This window comes from Amycolatopsis xylanica (assembly GCF_900107045.1).
Classification (GTDB): Bacteria; Actinomycetota; Actinomycetes; order Mycobacteriales; family Pseudonocardiaceae; genus Amycolatopsis; species Amycolatopsis xylanica.
Genome location: NZ_FNON01000002.1, coordinates 965,430 through 986,139 on the forward strand (window position 1 = coordinate 965,430; position 20,710 = coordinate 986,139).

Consider the following 20,710-nt stretch of genomic DNA (forward strand, 5'->3'; position numbering starts at 1 on the left):
GCCGACAGGTCCGGCCGCCCCGCTCATCGGAAAGACGTATGCGCAAACTCGTACTGCTCGGCCTCATGTCCTTGTTCGTCCTATCCGCGACGCCGGCGTACGCCACGGGCGGCTACTGGGTGGATCAGCTCGGACTGCGGCAGGCGTGGCAGCTGTCCAAGGGCGACGGCGTACGGGTGGGACTGATCGACACGGGCGTCACCAAGCAGTCCGAGCTTGTGAACGTGCTGCCCGGCGCGGACTTTCCCGATCTCGGTGCACCGCCTGGGGATGCCATCGGGCACGGCACGACGATGGCGTTGCTGATCGCCGGGGTCGCGCCGAAGGCCGGGATACTGCCCGCCAAGCTGACCGGTGGGGCGGCGGACGCGGTCGCCGCCGTTCGGTGGGCCGTCGACAGCGGCGCCACCGTCGTCAACATCTCGCTCGGCGCCGCTCCCGGGGAAACCGATTACGACGAAGCGATCACTTACGCGCGTGAGCATGATGTGGTCGTGGTCGCCGCCGCGGGCAACGCGCCGCGGGACACCAGGGTCACCAGCCCGGCCGATCGGCCTGGGGTGCTGGCCATTTCGGCCGTCGACCGGACTGGTCAATTCAGTGCTGACGTGAGTGTTTCCGGTACTGAGGTCAGCTTCGCCGCGCCTGGTGTCGACATCACGACGGCGCGGACGGGAGAGAAGGCGCCGACTTCCGGGACCAGTCAGGCGGCGGCGATCGTTTCCGGGGTGGTCGCGCTGGTGCGGTCGCGTTTTCCTGGCTTGACCGCCGGCCAGGTGACCGAGGTGCTCGCCAAGACGGCGAAGGACCTCGGTGCTCCTGGACGGGACCCCCTCTACGGTTTCGGGCTCGTCGACCCCGTCGCGGCGTTGAACGCGGACGTCGACGAGACGAACTGGCGGTCGATCGTGCTGTGGGTAAGTGCTGGGATTGTCTCGGCAGGACTAGGGATCTGGCTCAGTGGGCGCCTGCGTGGCAGGGGCAGAGTGAGACCGTGACCGCGTCGGCGGGCATTGTGGCCGCTGCTTTTTCGACGTCGTCGAGCAGTTTTTGGCGGGCCGCCGGGTCGTAGTACTTGCCGCGCAAGGAGACCGAGTGGAGCTTGCGGGTGTTGGCGATGTCCGCGAGCGGGTCGGCGTCGAGCAGTACCAGGTCGGCGAGTTTGCCGGGCGCGATGGAACCTGAATCCCGTTCTGTGCCAAGGAATTTCGCGGGCTCGATGGTCGCGGACTGGAGTGCGGCCAAGGGGGACAGGCCCGCTGTCACGAGGTGCTGGAGTTCTTCGTGCAGCGCGAAACCGGGGTAGATCTCGCCGGTTCCGACATCCGTTCCGGCGAGGATCTGGACGCCGGCGCGGTGCATTTCGCCGACCAGGCCGAGGCGGAGTTCCCAGAGTGCGGCCCATTCGGCGTCGGTTTGCGGGGTGCGGCCCTTGAGGTAGAACTCGCGCAGGACGAAATCGTTGAGGTCGAGCGCGGATTTCGGGAGGTATTTGCGCAGCGGGTCGTTTTCCGGGCGATAGGCGCTCGCGTGGTCGAGAACGTTGTGCAGCGCCAAGGTCGGCACCTGCCTGGCGCCGCGGGCGGCGAACTTCGCGAAGAGCGTGCGGGCCTTGACCGGGCTGTGCGTGTGGGCGGCCTCCCATTCGATGGGGTGCATCGCCGTGAACCAGCTGTTGTAGTCGCCGTCGCGGAAATCGAGGTCGCGCAGGCGTTCGACCAGCTCGGCCTCCTTGCGGGAAGTGCCGTAGAAGGTCCAGAAAAGGTGCTCGAAACTGCGCTGGCCGAGGTCGACCGCGGTTTCGATCGGCACGCTGTCCGGGCAGTGGCCGAGGAAGGGCAGGCCGAGCTTGCGTGATTCGTCGGCGATCGCGTTCAGCGACACCGGCGAGACGCGGGTGTAGACCTTGATGAATTCGGCGCCTTCGGATTTGGCCTGGCGGACCGCGGCACGGGCGTCGGCGTCGCCGGAAACCTTGACGATGTTGGCGAAATTGGGGTCCCACAACGATGGGATGCCGTCGATGATCCGGCTGCCGAGCACCCAGCGCGGGCCGAGCAGCGTGCCTGCCTCGACGCGGCGCCGCATTTCGAAATGGCGCGGCTCGGTGCTCATGTCGCGGATGGTGGTGACGCCGTTCGCCACGTGCAGCGGCAGGTCGATGACGTCGGCGCCGGTGTGGACGTGGAGGTCGCAGAGTCCCGGCAGGAGGAACTTGCCGGGCAGATCATGGATCAGCACGCCGGGCGGGACCCGGATGTCCTGGCTGCGGCCGACGGCGACGATCCGGTCGCCGATGACCACCACGGTCATGTCCGGCCGCAGCCGTCCGCTGATCACGTCGACGACCGTGACGTGCCGGAACGCGTATCCGATCTCGACATCGGCCGCCGCCGGTTTCGCGACCGCGACCGCCACCCCCGCCGCGATTCCGCCTGACAACGCACTACGCCTTGAGATTCCCCTAGTCATGGAAGGAATCCTGCCCGTGCCCGGCGGTGCGGTCACTCCGCGAACCGGCTGGTTGTCACCTCAGATCGTGACGACGCGGCCTTCCTTCGCCGACAGCTGCGCCGCCTCGATGACCCGCAACGCCTCGACGGCGCTCGCCGGGTCGACCGGGAACTCGCCGTTCCCGGTCAGCGCGGCACGGACCTGCGCGTAAAAGTCTTCGTAGCGACCGGTTTCGGTCGGCACACGCTCGACCTCGGCGCCGACACCGAGCAGGCCGGCGTCGGACTCGGGCTCGACGCCCCAGCCGTCGTCGCCGGGGCGCAGGCCGTCCTTGATCTGGGGTTCCTGCACGTCCAGGCCGAACTTGGTGAACGTGGCCTGCTTGCCCATCAGGCGGAAGCGCGGGTTGAGGGTGCCCGCCCACGCGGTGGCCCACAGGTGCGAGCGGACGCCGCTCGCGTGGTGCAGCGCGACGAACGCGTCGTCGTCGACCGCGCCGCCGTCACGGCGGATGTCGATCTCGGCGTAGACCTGAGTGACCGGGCCGAACAACTGCAGCGCCTGGTCGACGATGTGCGCGCCGAGGTCATAGAAGAGGCCACCGGCTTCGGCCGGGTCGCCGAGCTGACGCCAGTTGTCGCGGGGAGTCGGCACCCAGCGGTCATACCGGGACTCGAAGCGGACGATCTCGCCGAGCTTGCCGGAGTCGATGACCTTGCGGACCGTCAGGAAGTCCGAGTCGAGACGGCGGTTCTGGAAGACGGTGAGCCCGACGCCCGCCTTCGTCGCGGCCTCGAGCACCGAAGCCGCCTCGGCCGCGGTACGCGCGAACGGCTTGTCGACGACCACGGGCACGCCGTGCTCGATCGCCTTGAGCGCGAGTTCGGCGTGGGTGCGGTTGGGCGTCGTGACGACCACGAAGTCCAGGTCGAGCGCGAACAGCGCGTCGGCGTCCGGGACGACCGTGGCGTCCGGGTAGTCGGACTGGGCCTGCGCGGCGCGCTCCGGGTTGCCGGTGACGATCGCCGCGACGGTCAGACCAGGCGTCGAGTCGATGAGCGGGGCGTGGAAGACGCGCCCGCCGATGCCGTAACCGAGGATTCCCGCTCGCAAGTCAGCCATGCCTCTATTAAACAACAGTGTTGCGTAATTCGCCAGGCATGCGACGATCCTTACGTGACAGACACCGGGGTGAACCTCCGCGGCCTACGCCAGCACAACCGCGCGCTGCTGCTCACCGAGATCCGGCGCGCGGGCGGGCTGAGCCGGGTCGAACTCGCCGCGCGCAGCGGGCTCACCCAGCAGGCGGTCTCGAAAATCGTGCCCGAGCTGCTGGAAGCCGGTCTGCTCGACGAGCAGCGCCAGCCCGCGACCGGTGTCGGCAAGCCACGCACGCGGCTCGCCATCCGGCCGGACGCCCGGTACGCGCTCGGCGTGCAGCTCGACCGCGACGAGATGCAGGTCGTGCTCGTCGACCTGCTCGGCGACGAGGTCGCCGAGACCACCTCGCCGCTGCCGACCGGGTTCGGTCCCGAGGAGGCGATCGCGGCCATCACCGCGGGCGCGCGCCGGGTGTCCGCCGGACTCGACCGGGCGAAGCTGCTCGGCATGGGTGTCGGCGCGCTGGGCCCGCTCGACCACCGAACCGGCATCGTCCACCACGCGACCAACATGCCCGGTTGGCGCAAGGTCAGGCTGCGGGACCAGCTCGCCGAGAGCGTCGGGCTGCCGGTGATCGTCGACAAGGACACCAACGCCGCCGCGCTGGCGCACCAGTGGAGTGCGCGCGCCCCGGAGCCCGCGACGGCCGTGGTGCTGGTCGGCACCGGCATCGGCGTCGGGCTCCTCATCGACGGCAAGCTCTACCGCGGCCCGCGCACCAACGCGGGCGAGTTCGGGCACACCACGCTCGCCTACGACGGCCCACGCTGTCCGTGCGGCAGGCGCGGCTGCGTCGAAGTGCTGCACAACCAGGCGGGCAGCCAGGAGGAGGCCGCCGGTCTGCTCGGCATCGGCCTCGCCGACCTGGTCCAGGTGCTCGACCTGGAGCGCATCGTGCTGGCCGGGCGCGCGGTCCAGGCCGCGCCGGAGGTGTACGCGGCGGCCGTCGCAGCCAAGCTCGAGGAGCTGCTCCCGCTGCCGAACTGGCAGCGCACCCGGCTCGACGTGAGCATGCTCGGCGAGGACATCGTGGCCGTCGGGGCCGCCGCGGAGGTGCTGGACCGGTTCTACGCCGACCCTAAATGACGGCCCGTTCACCCCGTTGCCGATAGCATCCGCGCGTGCCAGACGATCAGACCACCGCGCCGGAGACGGGGGTGCCGCTCTCGCTCGGTCTCGACGAGCGGGTGGCGCCGAGCCGCACCGATCCGCTCGCGGCGGCGGCGACGAGACCGCTCGGCGGACCGCTCGGTGACCACGCCGCCATCGGCAGGCACTGGTTCTGGTCCCCGCAGCGTGTCGGGCTGCTGCTCGCCGTGCTGGCGCTGGTCGCGAGCTGGTTCGGCAAGTCGGCGTGCATCCAGTCCTACACCGACAGCGATGGCCACGCCGCGCTCGACTGGCGAGCGGGCCGCCCGTACGTCGCGATGTGCTACTCCGACCTCGTCCCGCTCTACACGGCCGAGAAGCTCAACCAGCCGGGCACGTTCCCGTACGCGACCTCGTGGAACGACGACACAGGCACGCAGGTCAGGTACATGGAGTACCCGGTGGTCACCGGGCTTTTCCAGTGGATCAACGCGAAGCTGACCGCGGGCATCCTCGCCATGTTCCCTGGCTCGCTGCCGGTGGCCATCTACTTCAACCTCTCGGCGTTGTGGCTGAGCCTGTTCTGGCTGCTGGCCGTCTGGGCGACCGGCCGATCCAACCGGCGACGGCCGTGGGACGCGGCGCTCGTCGCGATCTCGCCGCTGATGCTGGTGCACGCGTTCACGAACTTCGACACGATCGGCGCCGGGCTCACCGCGGCGGGCATCCTCGCGTGGGCGCGGAAGAAACCGGTGGCGGCCGGCGTGCTGCTCGGGCTGGCCGCGGCGGCGAAGCTCTATCCGCTGCTGCTGCTCGGACCGCTTTTCGTGCTGTGCCTGCGCGCGGGGAAGACCCGCGCGTGGCTGGTCACCGCGACGGCGACCGCGGCCACCTGGCTGGTGGTCAACGCGCCGTTCGCGCTGTTCACGCGCGACGGCTGGCAGGAGTTCTTCCGGCTCAGCGTGCTGCGGCCGATGGACCCCGACTCGATCTACAACGTGATCGCGTACCTCACCGGCTGGCACGGTTTCGACGGCATCCTCGCGAAGGGTGAGACGCCGAACGTCCTCAACGTGGTCATCGTCGTGGTGTTCATGGCGTGCTGCGCCGGCATCACGTACATGACGCTGACCGCGCCGCGACGGCCGCGCGTCGGGCAGCTGTTCTTCCTGGTGGTGGCCGCTTTCCTGCTCACCGGCAAGGTGTGGAACCCGCAGTACTCGCTCTGGCTGGTGCCGCTGGCCGTGCTCGCGATCCCGCGCTGGCGGCCGCTGCTCGCCTGGATGGTGCTCGACGCGCTCGTCTGGGCGCCGCGGATGTTCTATTACCTCGGCGCCGACAACAAGGGCCTGCCCGAGAGCTGGTTCCTGGGCACGGTCATGGTCCGCGACCTGGCGTTGATCGGGCTCTGCGTGCTGGTCGTCCGCGAGATCTACCGGCCGTCGACCGACCTCGTCCGGCTGCACGGCGACGACGACCCCGCCGGGGGCTTCCTCGACGGCGCCCCCGACAAGTTCGTCGTGCCGTCACGCCGCGAGGCGCTCGCGTAGGTAGGCGACGTCGGCGGCCTGGCCGTCGGCCGGTGTCTCCACGATCACCGGGCAGCCCGCCTCGGCGGCGACACCGGCGAGGACCTCCGGGTCGATCGTGCCCTCACCGTTGATGACATTGGCGTGGCGGTCGCGCGCGGAGTTGAACTCGTCGCGCGAGTTGTTGAGGTGCACCAGGTCGATCCGGCCGGTGATGGACTTGACCTTCTCGACGGCCTTCTCCAGGTCCCAGCCCGCGGCGAAGGCGTGGCAGGTGTCGAGGCAGAAACCGGCGCCGAACTCGCCGACCTGGTCCCAGAGCCTGGCGATGGTGTCGAGGTCGCGGGTCATCGCGTTGTCGCCGCCCGCGGTGTTCTCGATCAGGATCGGCACCGCGAAGCCACCGTCTTTCGCCTGCCGCTCGAACAGCTTGCGCCAGTTCTCCAGGCCCTGCTGGGGATCTTCGTCCTTGCGCACGTGCCCGCCGTGCACGATCAGGCCACGCGCGCCGACCAGCTTCGCGCCGTCCGCGTGCTGCTGGACGTTCTTGCGCGAGGGAATGCGGATGCGGTTGTTCAGCGAAGCCACGTTGATCAGGTACGGCGAGTGGATGAACACCGCGAGCCCCGACGCGGCGATCTCCTCGGCGGCGGGATGCGGCTTCGGCGCCCTCCAGCCCTGCGGATCGCTCAGGAAGAACTGCACGGCGTCGCCGCCACGCGCCTGAGCGGTGGTGACCGGATCGTCTTCGTGAACGTGGACCCCAATCTGCATGCGCCCACCGTACAAGGACCCCCTCGGCGAGGTGATGGTTACGCTAGTGGGGTAGTTTGTGCGCGTTCCGTGATCATTCTTAGGCCGAATGCAGTCAGCCGCTTGGACCAAGCGGCCCAATGGCAAAGGAAGACGCGATGCGCAACGCACCTCGGTTCACCGCACTGGGTTTGGTGTTCAGTGCTTCACTGGCGTTCCCGCTGACGGCGGCCGCGGACGAAACCCTCTCCGGCAGCTGCGCCACGACACTCCAAGGCGCCCGTGCGAACGGCCTCGTCCTCGACGCCGGCGCCCCGCTCAACCTCCCGGGCAAGCTGACGATCGCGCTCGACTCGCAGGCCACCGCGCGCCAGGAGCAGGCCTTGCTCTCGCTCCCGGTCGGCGACACCGTCCGCGCGCTGGGCATCGGCAACTCACCCCAGGTGCGCGGGCTGTGCACGGGCGCCCAGAACGCGGTCAACGCCGTCGGCGACACCACCCAGGGTGTGCTCGGCGGTGCCCAGCCCAAGCCGGGCAAGCCCGGGCCCGCGCCCGCCCCGGTCCCGCACGAGCCGGGCAAGCCGGAGCCGAAGCCGTCGGACCCCGGCGCCGAGACGCCGTCCACCGAGATCAACCCGGTCGTGCCGATCGACGGCGGCGGGCCGGGCGCGGTGGTCATCCCCGGGTTCTTCCTCAACCCGTACCCGCTGCCCGCCGACTTCAGCTCGGCCGCGCCGGTGATCGCGCTGGACGTGCCGTCCGGCAAGGCGCCGAGCCTGAGCGTCGACGACTACCCGGTGGTCGTCGCGGACCGGTCCGGTACCGCGCAAGCGCTGGTCGCCCCGCAGGCCCCGGCCCGGCTGCCGCTGTTGCTCGCCGTGCTCGCGGTTTCAGTCGTCGCCGCCGGTCTTCTACGCGCCTGGATGTACCGCAAGACCAGCTAGGTCACCCGGCGTAACACCGTTCCACCCGAATGCCGAGCTTTTTTCACTGGGCGGGCGTCACTGCTGTCCGTTAGCGTCGTTATCCCAGCAACAACGGCGATTGGGGTCAGCTGGCATGCGGTATCCGACACGCAGAGCGACGGCGATCGGTGCGACGGCTTTCGTCCTCGCGGGTTCCGCCGTGCTCGGCGCGCCCGGAACCGCTTCGGCCGAGACCAAGACGGTGCCCTGCGGCTCGACCATCACCGCCAAACCCGGTGACCACGTGGTCGCGACCACGCCACTGCTCGGGATCCCGCTGGACCTCGGGTTCGTCGGCCAGGCGTCCCAGATACTGACCGGCACCATCAACGCGGTGCTCGGCACGGTCTGCAAGGTCACCGTGACCGTGGTCAACACGGTCGTCTCACCGATACCCGTGGTCGGCCCGCCCGCCGCAGACGCCATCAACCAGGGCGTCTCGGACGGCACGAACAAACTCACCGACACGGTCAACAAGGTCGGCGGCGTCGGCCAGGCCCCGCAGAACCCCGGCGCGCCCGGGAACCCGCAGACACCCGGCGGGGACACCCCAGGGGCGCCAGGCGCTCCGGCGGGCGGACCCGCTCCCGGCATGACGATCCCCGACGCGAACAGCCCGGTGATCGGTGGCGGCGGTGCGCCCGAGTTCGGCGGACTGCCCGGCAACTTCTTCACCCCGACCGGCTGGGCCGCGATGCGCGACTACGGCGGCATCCCGGTGGCGGGCGCAGGCGCCTTCTCACCTTCACCCGCTTTGCGCTACGGCAACCAGATCCCGGGATACGCCCCGCAGTTCGGACTGCTCGGCTCGGACGGCAAGAAGAATTCGGGTGCCGGTATCCAGAATGCGGGACAGGCCGAGGCGCTGCCGTACTCCGGCGAATCGTCCGGCGAACCGGGTCTACCAGTGCTTATCGCCGTATTGGCACTCTCCGGAGTCAGTGCCTGGCTCGTTCGGACCTGGGTACTCCGCCGAATGGCCGCTACTGTTTAGTCCTACCGCGAAGTATCTTTCCGGTGCCCGGCTCGTTGTAGCTGTGTCGCCCTGAAATAAATTCGTCTTCTGGAGGACTGCGCCCGTGCGGAAGAACGCTGCCCCGATCACCCGCAAGGCGCTCACCCTCTCCACGATGGCTCTACTACTGGGCGCGGGCGCGTTCCTCGGCGGTGGCACGGCCTCCGCGAGCACCACGCTCGCCGACGCGTGCAGCGGCTCGGTCAGCTCGACCATCGGCAGCACGGTCGCCATCTCCGGCAGCTCGGTCAAGGAACTGGTCCGCAAGGGCGCGAACGAGGCCGGCACGCTCGCGGTCGGCGACTGGGCCGCCAACGACATCGCCAAGGTCGCCACGATCAACGTCGGCACCGTCCCGAACGCCGCTGGCGGCTCGGTCGACGGCGCGACCATCGGCAAGGCCGTGCGCGCGGCACTGAAGGCGACCGGCACCTGGGGACTGGGCTTCGACCAGGAGAAGACGCTCACCAGCGTGCAGAACAAGGTCGCGGGCGGCTGCGGGCTGACCGTGATCGCGGCGAACTACGTCGCGCCGAGCAGCGAGTCACCGCGTGACGACCAGCCGTCCAGCGGCGGCACCCAGCCCGGCTCGACCCCGGGCACCCCGAACTTCACGCCGAACGGCGGCACCGGCGGCCTGACCGTCCCGGCACGCGACTACGGCAACATCCCGGTCGCCGGCCAGCCCGGCTTCAGCCTCCCGCCCGGCGACAAGTACCCGACCGGCAACCCGGTGCCCGGCCAGGCGCCCCAGTTCGGCCTGCCCGGCGCCGCCAACGGCCAGGGCGCCGACATCCGCAACGCGGGCAACGCCGAGCAGATCGCCGCCCCGGCTGGCGACGGCGGCGTCGAACTTCCCATGCTCCTGGCCGTGATCCTGCTGGCCGGAGTGACCGCGGCGCTGGTCAGGACCTGGGTGCTGCGCAGGGTGTCGTAGCGTCCCGCCCGTCGCCCACCACCACCCTCAACGGAGGCGCTGCGCGCCACTGTTTTACTGGGACGTACACTTCCTCCTTGACAAACCCTCCTGCCATGGACTGTCCATGGCCGTGAGCCCACAGGAGGTGAGTGGTTGTGTCACGCCATTACGAGGTAATGGTCATCCTCGATCCCACGCTCGACGAGCGCACCGTCGCCCCGACGCTGGACACGTTCCTCAACGTGATCCGCACGTCCGGCGGCAGCGTTGAGAAGGTCGACGTCTGGGGCCGCAGGCGGCTCTCGTTCGAGATCAAGAAGCACGCCGAAGGCATCTACGCCCTGCTGGACCTCAACTCCACGCCGGACGCCGTCAAGGAGCTCGACCGGCAGCTGTCGCTGCAGGAGACCGTGCTCCGCACCAAGGTCATGCGTCGCGAGGTCCCCAAGGCCGGGTCCCGCCTGCTGCGCAAGCCGGCCGCGAAGCCCGTCAAGGCCGCTGCCGCGACTGCCGCCGCCAAGGCCTGAGGCTAAGGAGAAGTCCCGATGGCTGGAGACACCGTAATCACGGTGATCGGCAACCTGACCTCGGACCCGGAACTGCGGTTCACGCCTTCCGGTGCGGCGGTCGCGAACTTCACGGTCGCGTCCACCCCGCGCACGCTGGACAAGGCGTCCGGTGAGTGGAAGGACGGCGAGGCGCTGTTCCTGCGCTGCAACATCTGGCGCCAGGCCGCGGAGAACGTGGCCGAGTCGCTGACCCGCGGCGCGCGCGTCGTGGTGCAGGGCCGCCTGAAGCAGCGTTCCTTCGAGACCAAAGAGGGCGAGAAGCGCACTGTCGTCGAGCTCGAGGTCGACGAGATCGGGCCTTCTCTTCGCTACGCGACCGCCAAGGTGAACAAGGTGAGCCGCGGCGGCGGTGGCGGCGGCTTCGGCGGTGGCGCCCCGTCCGGTGGAGGCGGCGGCATGCCCGCCGACGACCCGTGGGGCTCGGCCCCCGCGGCGTCCTCCGGTGGTGGCGGCGGCGGTTTCGCCGACGAGCCCCCCTTCTAAACAACCACTTTTCTTTTTTCTAGGAGTCCACAGTGGCCAAGCCACCCATTCGCAAGCCCAAGAAGAAGGTTTGCGTGTTCTGCAAGGCCGCGAAGAAGGGCCGTCCCGAGTCGATCGACTACAAGGACACCAACCTGCTTCGCAAGTACATCTCGGACCGCGGCAAGATCCGCGCCCGTCGTGTCACCGGCAACTGCAGCCAGCACCAGCGTGACATCGCCATCGCGGTCAAGAACTCCCGCGAGATGGCGCTGCTGCCCTACACCTCGACCGCACGCTAAGGAGGCAAGTCAATGGCGAAGATCATTCTCACCACCGACGTTGCCAACCTCGGCGGCCCCGGCGACATCGTCGAGGTCAAGGACGGCTACGCGCGTAACTTCCTCTTCCCCCGCGGCTACGCGATGCCCGCCACCAAGGGCGCGGAGAAGAACGTCCAGACCATCCGCCGCGCGCAGGAGGGTCGCCGTATCCGCGACCTCGACCACGCCAAGGAGGTCAAGGCGACGCTCGAGGGCCTCGGCGCCATCGAGCTGTCCGCCAAGGCCGCCGAGGGCTCGAAGAAGCTCTTCGGTTCGGTCAGCAACAACGACATCGTGGCCGCCATCAAGGCCGCCGGTGGCCCGCTGCTCGACAAGCGCGTCATCGAGCTCAAGGACCACATCAAGACCGTGGGCAAGCACTCGGTGAGCGCTCGCCTGCACCCGGACGTGAAGGTCGACGTCCGCCTCGAGGTCAAGGCCAAGTAACACCCTGCTTCACCTGAAGGCGGGAACCTCCCCACGCGGAGGTTCCCGCCTTCTTTATGCTCGGGGACGGGAACGCCGGTGGAGACCGGCGCGTCCGAGTAGGAGACTGGAAACTCAGCGTTAGGGGGATCGACGACAATGGGTGACGCTCCGGACCCGATGACCCAGAACCCGAACAGCCGTCGGGTGATCACCATGCCCGCGCCTGCGGGCAACACGCCGACGCCCGGTGGCGGTGACCCTGGCAAGGGCGGCGGTTTCCAGTTCGACGCCGACAAGATCGACGGGGTCATCCAGCAGTGGCAGGACCTGCTGGCCGACCTCAAGGCCGACGAGCGTGACGCCGAAATGATGGCCAACGTCGAGGCGCCGGGGCGCGAGTTCGCCAGCGGCGACTGGGAAAAGCTCGCGAACCCGTCCGGCAAGGCGTTCTACGCGCAGAACCGCGCGATGCAGGACTACGTCACCCAGTACCTCGAGTCGCTGCAGCTCGCCAAGAAGCAGATCACCACGCAGGAGGCGGAAACCGAAGCCGCCATCTCCAAGACGGGAAACCGCGCGCAGTGAACCGTGCTCTCACGATCTCCGTCGCCGCTCTCGCGCTGGGCGCGGTGCTCACCGCGTGCAACAAGGGCAACACCTCAGGCCTGCCGATGAACACGCCCACCTCGGAGTCGAACTCGGTGGCCGATTCGGGGTCCGGCTCGGCGCCCAGGGTGCCCGCGCCGCTGAACACCGCGAGCCTGCTCTCCGACGCGTGCACCGGGCTGTCCTCGTCGGCGTTGAGCCAGTTGCAGCTCAAGGCCGGCTACCGCAAGACCAGCAATTCGGGTCCCACCTGCGCGTGGGACTCGTCGGTCTCGGAGTACGACACGGTGAGCATCTCGCCGATCCAGAGCAGCAAGGGTGGGCTCAGCACCATCTACGACCGCAAGGACAAGCAGGAGTACTTCGAGCCGACGACCATCGGCGGTTACCCCGCCGTCTTCGCCGACCCGGTCGACCGGCGCAAGGACGGCCGCTGCTCGCTCCACGTCGCGGTCACCGACGAGCTGGAGGTGCTGGTGTTCACCCAGTTCTCCAAGAGCAAGGCCGCGACCAATCCGTGCCCGGTGGCCGAAGACGTCGCCACCGCGATGATCGACACGCTGAAGGCAGGCTGATCGCCGTGTTGTTCCTGATTCCCATCGTCGCAGGGGCCGCCGCGTACGGCTGGCTCAGCCGGGACAAGTCCGGCAGCTACGCCGCCGGCGACGGCGACCGCAAGATCGACTGCTACCAGATCTGGTACCAGCTCAACCACGGTCCCGGCCCGCAGTCCATCAGCGACGGCCAGTCCTCGGCCGCGACGCTCAAAAGCGTTTACCAGCAACGCCTCACGACCATCGACAAGCTCGCCCGCGACATGGATGCCGCTTGGCAGGGTGGCGGCGTGCAGGCGGCGCAGGCTGCGGGCGCGCACCCGCTGAAGGCGTGGATGCTGGACTCCGGCAGGAAGCTCACCGAGAGCGACAAGTACCTCGGTGAGCAGCACGAGGCGTTCAACACGGTGATCTCCAAGGTCGTCCAGGTGCCGGAGAAGCCGCCGGAGAACAACTTCCTCAACTCGATCACGCCGTGGGAGACCGACACCGACCGCGCGATCAAGGACTACAACAAGAACGGCCAGGCGAACGTCGACGCCTTCAACGAGTACTTCAAGGCGAGCAACGCCAACGGCGAGAAGATGCCGACGTACAGCCAGATGTCCGGCGACGTCGACAAGGTCGGCGTCACCGGCGACGGTAAAGACGGCAACGGCAAGGACAAGGACAAGCCCGGCGGGGACGACGGCAAGGGCGTCGACGACGGCGGCAAGGGCCGCGGCAGCATCCCCGGCGGCGGAAGCGTGCCGGGCGGGGGAAGCATCCCTGGCGGCGGCAGCATGCCCGGCGGTCCCGGCAGCATCCCCGGGTACAAGCCCGGCCAGATCCCCGGCGCGCCCGGCGGGTACAAGCCGCCGAACATCCCCGGCTACCAGCCTGGCCAGGTGCCCGGTGGTCCCGGTTCGTACACCCCGCCGAAGTACCCGGGCTGGAACGACGACACCAGGGCGGCCGGTTACCAGCCTGGCTCGATCCCCGGCTTCGGCCCCGGCAGTGGCAGCGGAAGCATTCCGGGTGGTGGCAGCGGTTTCACGCCGGGTGGCGGCGGCTCGATCGACACCGGCGGCTTCGGCCCCGGCTCGGGCGGCGCCATCGGCACGGGCGGGTTCGGCCCGGGTTCCGGCACCGGCGCGGCACTTCCCGGCCAGGGCCTGGGCCCCGGCGCGGGCGCCGGTGGAGCCGGAGCGGCAGGCGCCGCCGGCGCGGCCGCAGCGGCGGGCAAGGGCGGAATGATGGGCGGCGGCATGGGCGGGATGGGCCACGGCGCCAAGGGTGGCGGCGCCGAGGACACCGAGCGCTCGTCCAAGTTCCTGCTCGGCGAGGACGGCAACGAGCTGTTCGGCACCGACGAGCTGACCGCGCCGCCTGTCATTGGCGAATAGGCCAGGACGCCGTGGCAAAATGGCACGGCTCAACGACGAACACAACTAGGGGGACGGCGCGGTGCTGGCCAACCAGGTCACGGTGGCGACGGCCACCCTGATCAACTTGATCAGGCGGCGCGACGGCGAGCCGCACACCGTGCTCGCCGAGACGCCGACGTTCTACGACCAGTCCGCGCAGCGCAAGGAAGACGACCGCGTCAACGCCGAACTCGCCCGCTATGGGCTGTTCGGCCCGCGCGGCCTCGACTCCGGGTTGAAGGCCACGCTCGAGGCCGTCGCCAGGCCGCAGCTCGAGTACTACGCGTGGATCGACGGCGGTTACGAGGGCAAGGCGCTGAAGTACACCCTGCTCGCGGGCAGTGCGGGCGGCGAGGGGTTCGTGCTCGCGCGCAACCCGGAGCACGAGGGTGTCGTGCTGGCCTCGGTGAAGCCGTCCGAGGTGCTGGAGAGCTTCATCGAGCAGATCCCGAAGCTGGCGCCGGGGCGCGGGCACCCGCTGGTGGTGCCCAAGAGCCAGGTGGCCGGGGTGTCGGCGGCCACCACCGCGCAGGACGACGGCTACTCGGTGCTGCGCAGCGGGCAGGCGAGCGCGGGCAGCCAGGAGGCCGGCGAGCTTCGCCGGATCCTCGGACTACGCCGAATGGGTGGCGGCAGCCTGTACGTCGCGGCCCGTGGCCGGACCGGGAACCGGCAGCGGATCGAACGCCCCGTGAACTACATCGATACGTCCGAAGGCCGGTGGCTGACCGAAGAGGTACCGGGCAGTGGCGAACCGGCGATCGCCTTCACCCCCGCCAACCAGCAATTACTCGCTGAGCGGTTACAGAGCGCACAGGGCAGGCTCTTCGCGTCCTAGCCACGAGGGCCATTCAGCCTATCGAGCAACCGGTCTACCCTCCGTAGCTTTCATCCACAGGCGGACGCCCGCGCGGCGCCGACACGGGCCCGCGACACGCCGAACAAGCAGTATCGCCCGACACGCCGAACGAGTTTTGACAAAGTTCTCCACAGCTTGCACACAGGCTCTGACCAGGGGATCTCCGAACTGTTCACGTTGTTGTCCCCAGGTTGTACACAGGCTGGGGCGCACCTGTGACTGGTTACCCCCATTCGTCCCCAGGTTGTCCACAGGTTGCTCCCCACCCGGATTTGTGCTGGTTCTTTCAGGGCATCTAGCGTGCCCTGACGGCCCGGTACGCACGGTGGCGATCGGGGGACACGCGGCCCGCCATGCGGAGCGGCCCCATCAAGCAGCCGCGTCAGGCATAATCGAACTTATGTTCGACAGAACGAGGAGGTGTTGAGAGCGGTGGCGCTCACCGACGACCGCGGTCCGATGTACGAGTCCGGCGACCCCGGCCCCGAGGATCCGGGTCCAGGAGGGGGAGGCGGCGGAGGTGGTGGTTTCGACCGCCAGCCGCCTCAGGACCTGGCAGCCGAGCAGTCCGTGCTCGGCGGGATGCTGCTGTCCAAGGACGCCGTCGCCGACGTCATCGAGGCGCTCGGCCCCGACGACTTCTACCGCCCGGCGCACCAGGCGATCTACGACTGCATCCTCGACCTCTACGGCCGAGGCGAGCCCGCCGACCCGATCACCGTCTCCGCCGAGCTGGAACGCCGAGGCGAACTCGGCCGCGTCGGCGGCGCCCCGTATCTCCACACGCTGATCGCCACCGTCCCCACCGCGGCCAACGCCGGCTACTACGCGGAGATCGTCTCCGAGAAGGCGGTGCTCCGGCGCCTCGTCGAGGCGGGCACCCGCATCGTCCAGTACGGCTACGGCGCGGCCGCCGCCGACGGCGCGAACATCGACGAGGTCGTCGACCGCGCGCAGGCCGCCATCTACGACGTCACCGAACGCCGCACCAGCGAGGACTACGTCGCGCTGGAAGAGCTGCTCCAGCCGACGATGGACGAGATCGACGCCATCGCCTCCCGCGGCGGCCAGTCGCAGGGCATCCCGACCGGCTTCACCGACTTCGACGAGCTGACCAACGGCCTGCACCCCGGCCAGATGATCATCGTCGCCGCACGCCCCGGCGTTGGCAAAAGCACACTGGGTTTGGATTTTGCCAGGTCAGCGTCCATCAAGCATGGTTTGACCAGTGTCATCTTCTCGCTGGAAATGAGCCGGACCGAGATCGTCATGCGCATGCTCTCGGCCGAGGCGAAGATCCGGCTCGCCGACATGCGCGGTGGCAAGATGTCCGACGACGACTGGACCCGCCTCGCCAGGCGGATGAGCGAGGTGTCCGAGGCGCCGCTGTTCGTCGACGACTCGCCGAACATGACGATGATGGAGATCCGGGCGAAGGCGCGCCGCCTGAAGCAGCGCAACGACCTGAAGCTCGTGGTGCTCGACTACCTCCAGCTGATGACGTCCGGCAAGCGCGTCGAGTCGCGGCAGCAGGAAGTCTCGGAGTTCTCGCGGCAGATGAAGCTGCTGGCGAAGGAGATCGAGGTCCCGGTGATCGCGATCAGCCAGCTGAACCGTGGTCCGGAACAGCGAACCGACAAGCGCCCGATGCTGTCCGACCTTCGTGAGTCCGGCTCGCTGGAGCAGGACGCCGACCTCGTCATCCTGGTCAACCGGCCGGACGCGTGGGAGCGGGACGACCCCCGTGCCGGTGAAGCCGACCTGATCATCGCGAAGCACCGTGCCGGGCCGACCGCGACGATCACCGTCGCGCACCAGCTGCACTACAGCCGGTTCGTCGACCTCTCGCACGACTGACGTCCGCTCGGCTCTCGGAGGTTGTGATGCGTGCAGGAGTCGTGGTCACCGCACAGCCTGGTGTGGAGGACCTCGCTGTGCGGGCCGAGGAGCTGGGCTTGCACAGCTTTTGGCTCAACGACACCCCGATGGTCCACGGCGACCCGTTCGTCGCCTTGAGCCTGTGCGCGAAGGCCACGCGTCGCATCAAGCTCGGCATGGGCGTGACCTCGCCGGCTTTGCGGTCGGCCCCGGCTGCCGCGAGCGGGTTCGCCAGCCTCAACGCTCTGGCGCCGGGCCGGATCATCTGCGGGGTCGGCACCGGGAACACCGCCAGGCGCACCCTGGGCATGCCGCCGACCACGGTGGCCACGCTGGAGAAGTTCACCGCCGCGCTGCAGGACCTGTGCGCCGGGCGTTCGACGGAATACCGCGAAGGCGAGCGGGTCCGTGACGTCCGGTTCCTGCACGCCGGGGCGCACGTGAACACTGCCGACCCGATCGAGTTCGTCGTGGCCGCGCTCGGGCCGAAAGTCGCCGCGGTCGCGGGCCGCCGCGGTGCCGGGCTCATCTCCTTCGGTCTGCTGGATCCCACCGCCTGGCAAGCGCTGCACGCCGCCCAAGGCACAGCCGGTGAGTCCTATGTGGTCACCGCGCTGCACGTACTCGGCGAGGACGAGGATCCTCACGGCGACGCGGCCAGGGACGCGACCGGTCACCTCGTCCTGTCGCTGCTGGCCTTCGCCGCCGACGAACCGGCCTTCGCCGAGCAACTCGGCCCTGCGGAACGTGAAGCGGTGCAACGACTTCTCGACGGGCGTGGCACCACCGCCACCGCGCCGGACCGGTACACCAAGCTCTATCCCAATTACCTCGGGCGCATCGCGCCGCAGGAGCGCGACCTGGTGCTGCCTTCGCTGATGAACACCCTCGCGCTGGTCGGCGCCCGCGACGACCTCCGCACCCGCATCGCCGCGCTGGAACAGGCGGGCGTCGACGAACTCCTCATCCAACCGGTCGTCGACCCGCCCGCCGAGATGGCCCGGCTCGCCGAACTCCTCGCTTAGCCGGGTTGGAAGAACGCGAGCAGTCGCTCACTCGCGTCCGGCGACATCAGCAGCTCCTGAATGTCGGCGGACATCCGGCCGGCGGCGCCGGTGCGTTCGAACATCTCGCGTTCGTATTCCCTGATGGCAGCAGGAAAATCGTCGGGGTGCCCGGCCAGTTCGATGCCGAGCAGGGCTCCGTCCAGCAGTGCCATGTTGGCGCCCTCGCCCACCGGCGGCATCAGGTGCGCGGCGTCGCCGACCAGCGTGACGTCCGGCGTCGACGGCCAGGTCAGGCCGATCGGGAGCGTGGTGATCGACCGGGGCACGATCGTGTCGTCGGCCGCCGCTATCAGCGCGGTGATCCTCGGGTCCCATTCGCCGAACATCTCGAGCAGCCGGACGCGGGCAGCGGCCGGGTCGTCGAACGGAATACCGCTGTCGGCGAACCAGTCTTCGCCGGTGTTGTAGAAGTTGAGGCCGATGCGGACGCGGCCGTCGCCATTGCGCTGTGCCGCCAGTGATCGTCCATCGCCGAACACCCAGTAGTTGCCGCGCCCGACCATCGCCGCGAGGTCGGGATGGGTGCGGTCGATGTCGGAAACGCAGAGCTCGATCATGTTCTGGCCGATGTGCTCCGGGCGGGCGTCGGTGAGCAGTGCCCTGACCCGGGAGTTCGCGCCGTCGGCGCCGACCAGCAGGCCGTAGGTCGCGGTGCGGCCGTCGGCGAAGCGCAGCACGCCGTCGCCTGCGGACTCGTACGCGTGTCCCCAGCGCACCGTGTGCTCGGGAAGCGAGTCCAGCAGCAGGTCACGCAGGTCGGCACGGTCCACCTCCGGCCGCAAGAGCGGGGCGTCATCGGGAGTGTCCTCCTGCAGCAGCAGGGTGCCGTCGGGCTTCAGTAGCCGCATGTCCTGGCCCTCACCACGGGCGATCTCGAAGAACTGGTCGAGCAGACCGGCCTCGCGCAGCGCACGCTGACCGGAGTGGATGTCGAGCATGCCGCCCTGACCGCGTGCGTCGCGCGACGACTCCCGTTCGTAGACGACGGCGTCGATGCCGTGCACGTGCAGCACTCTGGCCAGGGCCAAGCCACCCAAGCCCGCCCCGATGATCGCGATGGTCATGACGCCTCCGATACACTGTATTGACAAATACACCGTATCGCGGGCCACGCTGTATCGTCCTCGTCATGTTGGTGTGGGAGCGGCCGGAGCCGCCGGAGCGCCCGGCGCCCGCTCCGCTGAGCCGGGAGCGGATCGTCCAAGCGGCGATCCGGCTGGCCGATGTGGACGGCCTGGACGCGGTGTCGCTGCGCAAGGTCGCCGCGGCGCTGGACGTCGGGCCGATGCGGCTGTACGGCTACATCGACACGAAGGAGGAGCTGCTCGACCTGATGGTCGACGCGGTCTACGCCGAGATCCGGCCTTCCGGCGACAGTTGGCGAGAGGTGCTGCGCTCACTGGCCGAGAACCTCCGACGAGCCGCTCACCAGCACGAATGGCTCGCCGACCTGCTCGGCGGACGACCGCAGCTCGGCCCGAACACGCTGGCGGGCGGCGAGGCCATAGCGTCCGGAATGGGCGATATCGAGCTGGACACCGTCGTGCCCGCGATCGCCGCGGTCAACGCGTACGTGACCGGCGCGGTGCGCCGGGAGGTCACCGAGCGACGTGCCGAGCGAGCCTCTGGCATGGACCAGAGGCAGTGGCAGCACTCCTACGGGCCTTATCTAATGCGGACCTTCGCCACCGGCCGCTTCCCCGCGCTCGCCAAGATCGTGCACGACGGCCCGCACCTCGACGCCGAGCAGACCTTCCTGACCGGCCTCGACTTCCTCCTCGACGGCATCGAGGCCCGCATCTCAAGCTGACACGCTGGGCGCTACGGCGGGCTCAGCACGGTGAGCATGCGGGCAAGCTTCCAAGGCTGAAGCCCCCAGGCGGCCACCTTGCCGCCAAGGAGCTGTTCGACAATTCCCTGCCTGCCGATGAACAACAACATGAGCGCCCAGGGGTCGGCGGAGACGTAGGCGTCGACGAGCCGCACGCCCGCCGGTTCGAGCGTCAGCGAACCGCGATCGAAGACCATCACTGTCCGTCCACCTCCGCGCAGCCGCATTTCGAAGCGGCCTCGGAACGAAGCCGCCTTCTTCTCGTCCAGGAAAGCGGCGGACGGCAGCGCCGTGATGAGCGGAAGCACGCCACCCTCGACCGCGAGCAGGGCATGATCACGCCGCACCGGCCACGGCCGCCCGGTGGCTTCGGCGAGATCATGGCCGTGGATCAGGCATTCCTCGAGCAAGTGACACGCGACCGCCGAAGCAGGCAGGCGGGCCCCGTCCAGCCAATCGACGGTCTCCGCCCGTGAACGCGAGGCGATCTCGTCGAACTCGTCCGCGAGCATGCCGATGCGATCCGCGAGCGCGGCCGGGTCGCGCTCGCCGTCTTCGACCAGCATCTTCGTGTTGACCTCGGCCATCCCGGCCGGAGTCACCACGGCGTCCGGGACCGGTTTTCCGGCGATGGCGTCGGTGTCGAAGCGGAAGACGTGGGACAGATGAGCCGCGACATCACCCACCGTCCAGGCGCCGACCGACGCGGCGCCGGCGTCAGGCGCGCTGCGCAAGAGGTCGACGAGGCGAGGGACGACCTCGTGCAGCGCCGCGCGCGCTTGGGCCAACGTGTCGTCGACCGTCGTAGCCATGGTCACCCTCCTCACCAGTACACTTGATC

22 protein-coding genes are annotated in these 20,710 nt (G+C 69.1%); 17 read left to right on the top strand and 5 right to left on the bottom strand.

All coding sequences use genetic code 11. From position 1 onward, the window contains the following. Window positions 1-38 precede the first annotated feature (38 nt). Entirely contained in the window at window positions 39-998 is a 960-nt protein-coding gene (locus tag BLV57_RS12400) for a S8 family serine peptidase (RefSeq protein ID WP_091288775.1), read from the top strand. Here the strand turns inward: BLV57_RS12400 and BLV57_RS12405 are convergent. Further along, window positions 958-2,442 carry an amidohydrolase family protein gene (locus BLV57_RS12405; RefSeq protein ID WP_143047041.1) on the bottom strand — a complete coding sequence of 495 codons (1,485 nt, stop codon included), beginning with the start codon at window positions 2,440-2,442 and terminating at the stop codon, window positions 958-960. The two genes, BLV57_RS12400 and BLV57_RS12405, sit on opposite strands and share 41 nt — an antisense overlap. 90 nt (window positions 2,443-2,532) lie before the next feature. Then, entirely contained in the window at window positions 2,533-3,576 is a 1,044-nt protein-coding gene (locus BLV57_RS12410; protein WP_091288777.1) for a Gfo/Idh/MocA family oxidoreductase, read from the bottom strand. A 54-nt stretch (window positions 3,577-3,630) separates the two neighbouring features. Here BLV57_RS12410 and BLV57_RS12415 point away from each other — a divergent pair, with 54 nt between their 5' ends. Beyond that, window positions 3,631-4,701, top strand: coding sequence for an ROK family transcriptional regulator (locus tag BLV57_RS12415; protein ID WP_091288778.1), 1,071 nt, complete (start codon window positions 3,631-3,633; stop codon window positions 4,699-4,701). Window positions 4,702-4,736: 35 nt separating this feature from the next. Then, window positions 4,737-6,254, top strand: a complete 1,518-nt coding sequence (locus BLV57_RS12420) for a glycosyltransferase family 87 protein (protein WP_091288779.1) — start codon at window positions 4,737-4,739, stop codon at window positions 6,252-6,254. On the opposite strand, the gene BLV57_RS12425 is transcribed toward BLV57_RS12420, so the two are convergent. Next, window positions 6,231-7,007 (bottom strand): deoxyribonuclease IV, encoded by a 777-nt coding sequence (locus BLV57_RS12425; protein WP_091288780.1) that lies wholly within the window; start codon window positions 7,005-7,007, stop codon window positions 6,231-6,233. The genes BLV57_RS12420 and BLV57_RS12425 overlap by 24 nt on opposite strands. Before the next feature lie 137 nt (window positions 7,008-7,144). Between BLV57_RS12425 and BLV57_RS12430 the strand changes: the two genes are divergently transcribed. The 13 genes from BLV57_RS12430 (at window position 7,145) to BLV57_RS12490 (ending at window position 17,996) form a co-directional block, all read left to right on the top strand. Further along, on the top strand, window positions 7,145-7,930 hold the full coding sequence (locus BLV57_RS12430) for a hypothetical protein (protein ID WP_091288781.1): 786 nt from the start codon (window positions 7,145-7,147) through the stop codon (window positions 7,928-7,930). A 115-nt stretch (window positions 7,931-8,045) separates the two neighbouring features. Further along, window positions 8,046-8,945, top strand: a complete 900-nt coding sequence (locus BLV57_RS12435; protein ID WP_176968576.1) for a hypothetical protein — start codon at window positions 8,046-8,048, stop codon at window positions 8,943-8,945. An 85-nt stretch (window positions 8,946-9,030) separates the two neighbouring features. Continuing rightward, a complete protein-coding gene (locus BLV57_RS12440) occupies window positions 9,031-9,903 on the top strand; it encodes a hypothetical protein (protein ID WP_342741175.1) in 873 nt (290 codons plus the stop codon). A gap of 137 nt (window positions 9,904-10,040) precedes the next feature. Continuing rightward, window positions 10,041-10,412: a 30S ribosomal protein S6 gene (rpsF, locus tag BLV57_RS12445; RefSeq protein ID WP_176968577.1), complete on the top strand. Its 372-nt coding sequence runs from the start codon at window positions 10,041-10,043 to the stop codon at window positions 10,410-10,412. An 18-nt stretch (window positions 10,413-10,430) separates the two neighbouring features. Beyond that, window positions 10,431-10,937 (top strand): single-stranded DNA-binding protein, encoded by a 507-nt coding sequence (locus BLV57_RS12450; RefSeq protein ID WP_091288783.1) that lies wholly within the window; start codon window positions 10,431-10,433, stop codon window positions 10,935-10,937. A 32-nt stretch (window positions 10,938-10,969) separates the two neighbouring features. Continuing rightward, on the top strand, window positions 10,970-11,218 hold the full coding sequence (rpsR, locus tag BLV57_RS12455; protein WP_091288784.1) for a 30S ribosomal protein S18: 249 nt from the start codon (window positions 10,970-10,972) through the stop codon (window positions 11,216-11,218). A gap of 12 nt (window positions 11,219-11,230) precedes the next feature. Further along, window positions 11,231-11,686, top strand: coding sequence for a 50S ribosomal protein L9 (gene rplI, locus BLV57_RS12460; RefSeq protein ID WP_091288785.1), 456 nt, complete (start codon window positions 11,231-11,233; stop codon window positions 11,684-11,686). 138 nt (window positions 11,687-11,824) lie between these two features. Further along, a complete protein-coding gene (locus BLV57_RS12465) occupies window positions 11,825-12,253 on the top strand; it encodes a hypothetical protein (RefSeq protein WP_245757283.1) in 429 nt (142 codons plus the stop codon). Further along, window positions 12,250-12,849, top strand: coding sequence for a DUF3558 domain-containing protein (locus tag BLV57_RS12470; RefSeq protein ID WP_091288786.1), 600 nt, complete (start codon window positions 12,250-12,252; stop codon window positions 12,847-12,849). Before BLV57_RS12465 ends, BLV57_RS12470 begins: the two co-directional genes overlap by 4 nt. Before the next feature lie 5 nt (window positions 12,850-12,854). Further along, entirely contained in the window at window positions 12,855-14,213 is a 1,359-nt protein-coding gene (locus tag BLV57_RS12475) for a hypothetical protein (RefSeq protein WP_342741177.1), read from the top strand. Window positions 14,214-14,274: 61 nt separating this feature from the next. Further along, on the top strand, window positions 14,275-15,072 hold the full coding sequence (locus tag BLV57_RS12480) for an ESX secretion-associated protein EspG (protein ID WP_091288787.1): 798 nt from the start codon (window positions 14,275-14,277) through the stop codon (window positions 15,070-15,072). A gap of 453 nt (window positions 15,073-15,525) precedes the next feature. Beyond that, window positions 15,526-16,950 carry a replicative DNA helicase gene (dnaB, locus tag BLV57_RS12485; protein WP_091288788.1) on the top strand — a complete coding sequence of 475 codons (1,425 nt, stop codon included), beginning with the start codon at window positions 15,526-15,528 and terminating at the stop codon, window positions 16,948-16,950. A 26-nt stretch (window positions 16,951-16,976) separates the two neighbouring features. Further along, on the top strand, window positions 16,977-17,996 hold the full coding sequence (locus BLV57_RS12490; protein WP_091288789.1) for an LLM class flavin-dependent oxidoreductase: 1,020 nt from the start codon (window positions 16,977-16,979) through the stop codon (window positions 17,994-17,996). On the opposite strand, the gene BLV57_RS12495 is transcribed toward BLV57_RS12490, so the two are convergent. Continuing rightward, window positions 17,993-19,102 carry an FAD-dependent oxidoreductase gene (locus BLV57_RS12495; RefSeq protein WP_091288790.1) on the bottom strand — a complete coding sequence of 370 codons (1,110 nt, stop codon included), beginning with the start codon at window positions 19,100-19,102 and terminating at the stop codon, window positions 17,993-17,995. The genes BLV57_RS12490 and BLV57_RS12495 overlap by 4 nt on opposite strands. A 65-nt stretch (window positions 19,103-19,167) precedes the next feature. Between BLV57_RS12495 and BLV57_RS12500 the strand changes: the two genes are divergently transcribed. Then, complete coding sequence (locus BLV57_RS12500; RefSeq protein ID WP_091288791.1) at window positions 19,168-19,848, top strand: TetR/AcrR family transcriptional regulator; 681 nt, start codon at window positions 19,168-19,170, stop codon at window positions 19,846-19,848. Window positions 19,849-19,859: 11 nt separating this feature from the next. Here the strand turns inward: BLV57_RS12500 and BLV57_RS12505 are convergent, their stop codons facing one another. Then, complete coding sequence (locus BLV57_RS12505; protein WP_091288792.1) at window positions 19,860-20,681, bottom strand: maleylpyruvate isomerase N-terminal domain-containing protein; 822 nt, start codon at window positions 20,679-20,681, stop codon at window positions 19,860-19,862. Window positions 20,682-20,710 lie beyond the last annotated feature (29 nt).

Excerpts from the sequence above, each read along its gene's own strand:
- BLV57_RS12400 (WP_091288775.1), top strand. The coding sequence starts at position 39 with ATGCGCAAACTCGTACTGCTCGGCCTCATGTCCTTGTTCGTCCTATCC.
- BLV57_RS12410 (WP_091288777.1), bottom strand. The coding sequence starts at position 3,576 with ATGGCTGACTTGCGAGCGGGAATCCTCGGTTACGGCATCGGCGGGCGC.
- BLV57_RS12425 (WP_091288780.1), bottom strand. The coding sequence starts at position 7,007 with ATGCAGATTGGGGTCCACGTTCACGAAGACGATCCGGTCACCACCGCT.
- BLV57_RS12430 (WP_091288781.1), top strand. The coding sequence starts at position 7,145 with ATGCGCAACGCACCTCGGTTCACCGCACTGGGTTTGGTGTTCAGTGCT.
- BLV57_RS12435 (WP_176968576.1), top strand. The coding sequence starts at position 8,046 with ATGCGGTATCCGACACGCAGAGCGACGGCGATCGGTGCGACGGCTTTC.
- BLV57_RS12450 (WP_091288783.1), top strand. The coding sequence starts at position 10,431 with ATGGCTGGAGACACCGTAATCACGGTGATCGGCAACCTGACCTCGGAC.
- rplI (WP_091288785.1), top strand. The coding sequence starts at position 11,231 with ATGGCGAAGATCATTCTCACCACCGACGTTGCCAACCTCGGCGGCCCC.
- BLV57_RS12465 (WP_245757283.1), top strand. The coding sequence starts at position 11,825 with ATGGGTGACGCTCCGGACCCGATGACCCAGAACCCGAACAGCCGTCGG.
- BLV57_RS12490 (WP_091288789.1), top strand. The coding sequence starts at position 16,977 with ATGCGTGCAGGAGTCGTGGTCACCGCACAGCCTGGTGTGGAGGACCTC.
- BLV57_RS12495 (WP_091288790.1), bottom strand. The coding sequence starts at position 19,102 with ATGACCATCGCGATCATCGGGGCGGGCTTGGGTGGCTTGGCCCTGGCC.
- BLV57_RS12500 (WP_091288791.1), top strand. The coding sequence starts at position 19,168 with ATGTTGGTGTGGGAGCGGCCGGAGCCGCCGGAGCGCCCGGCGCCCGCT.
- BLV57_RS12505 (WP_091288792.1), bottom strand. The coding sequence starts at position 20,681 with ATGGCTACGACGGTCGACGACACGTTGGCCCAAGCGCGCGCGGCGCTG.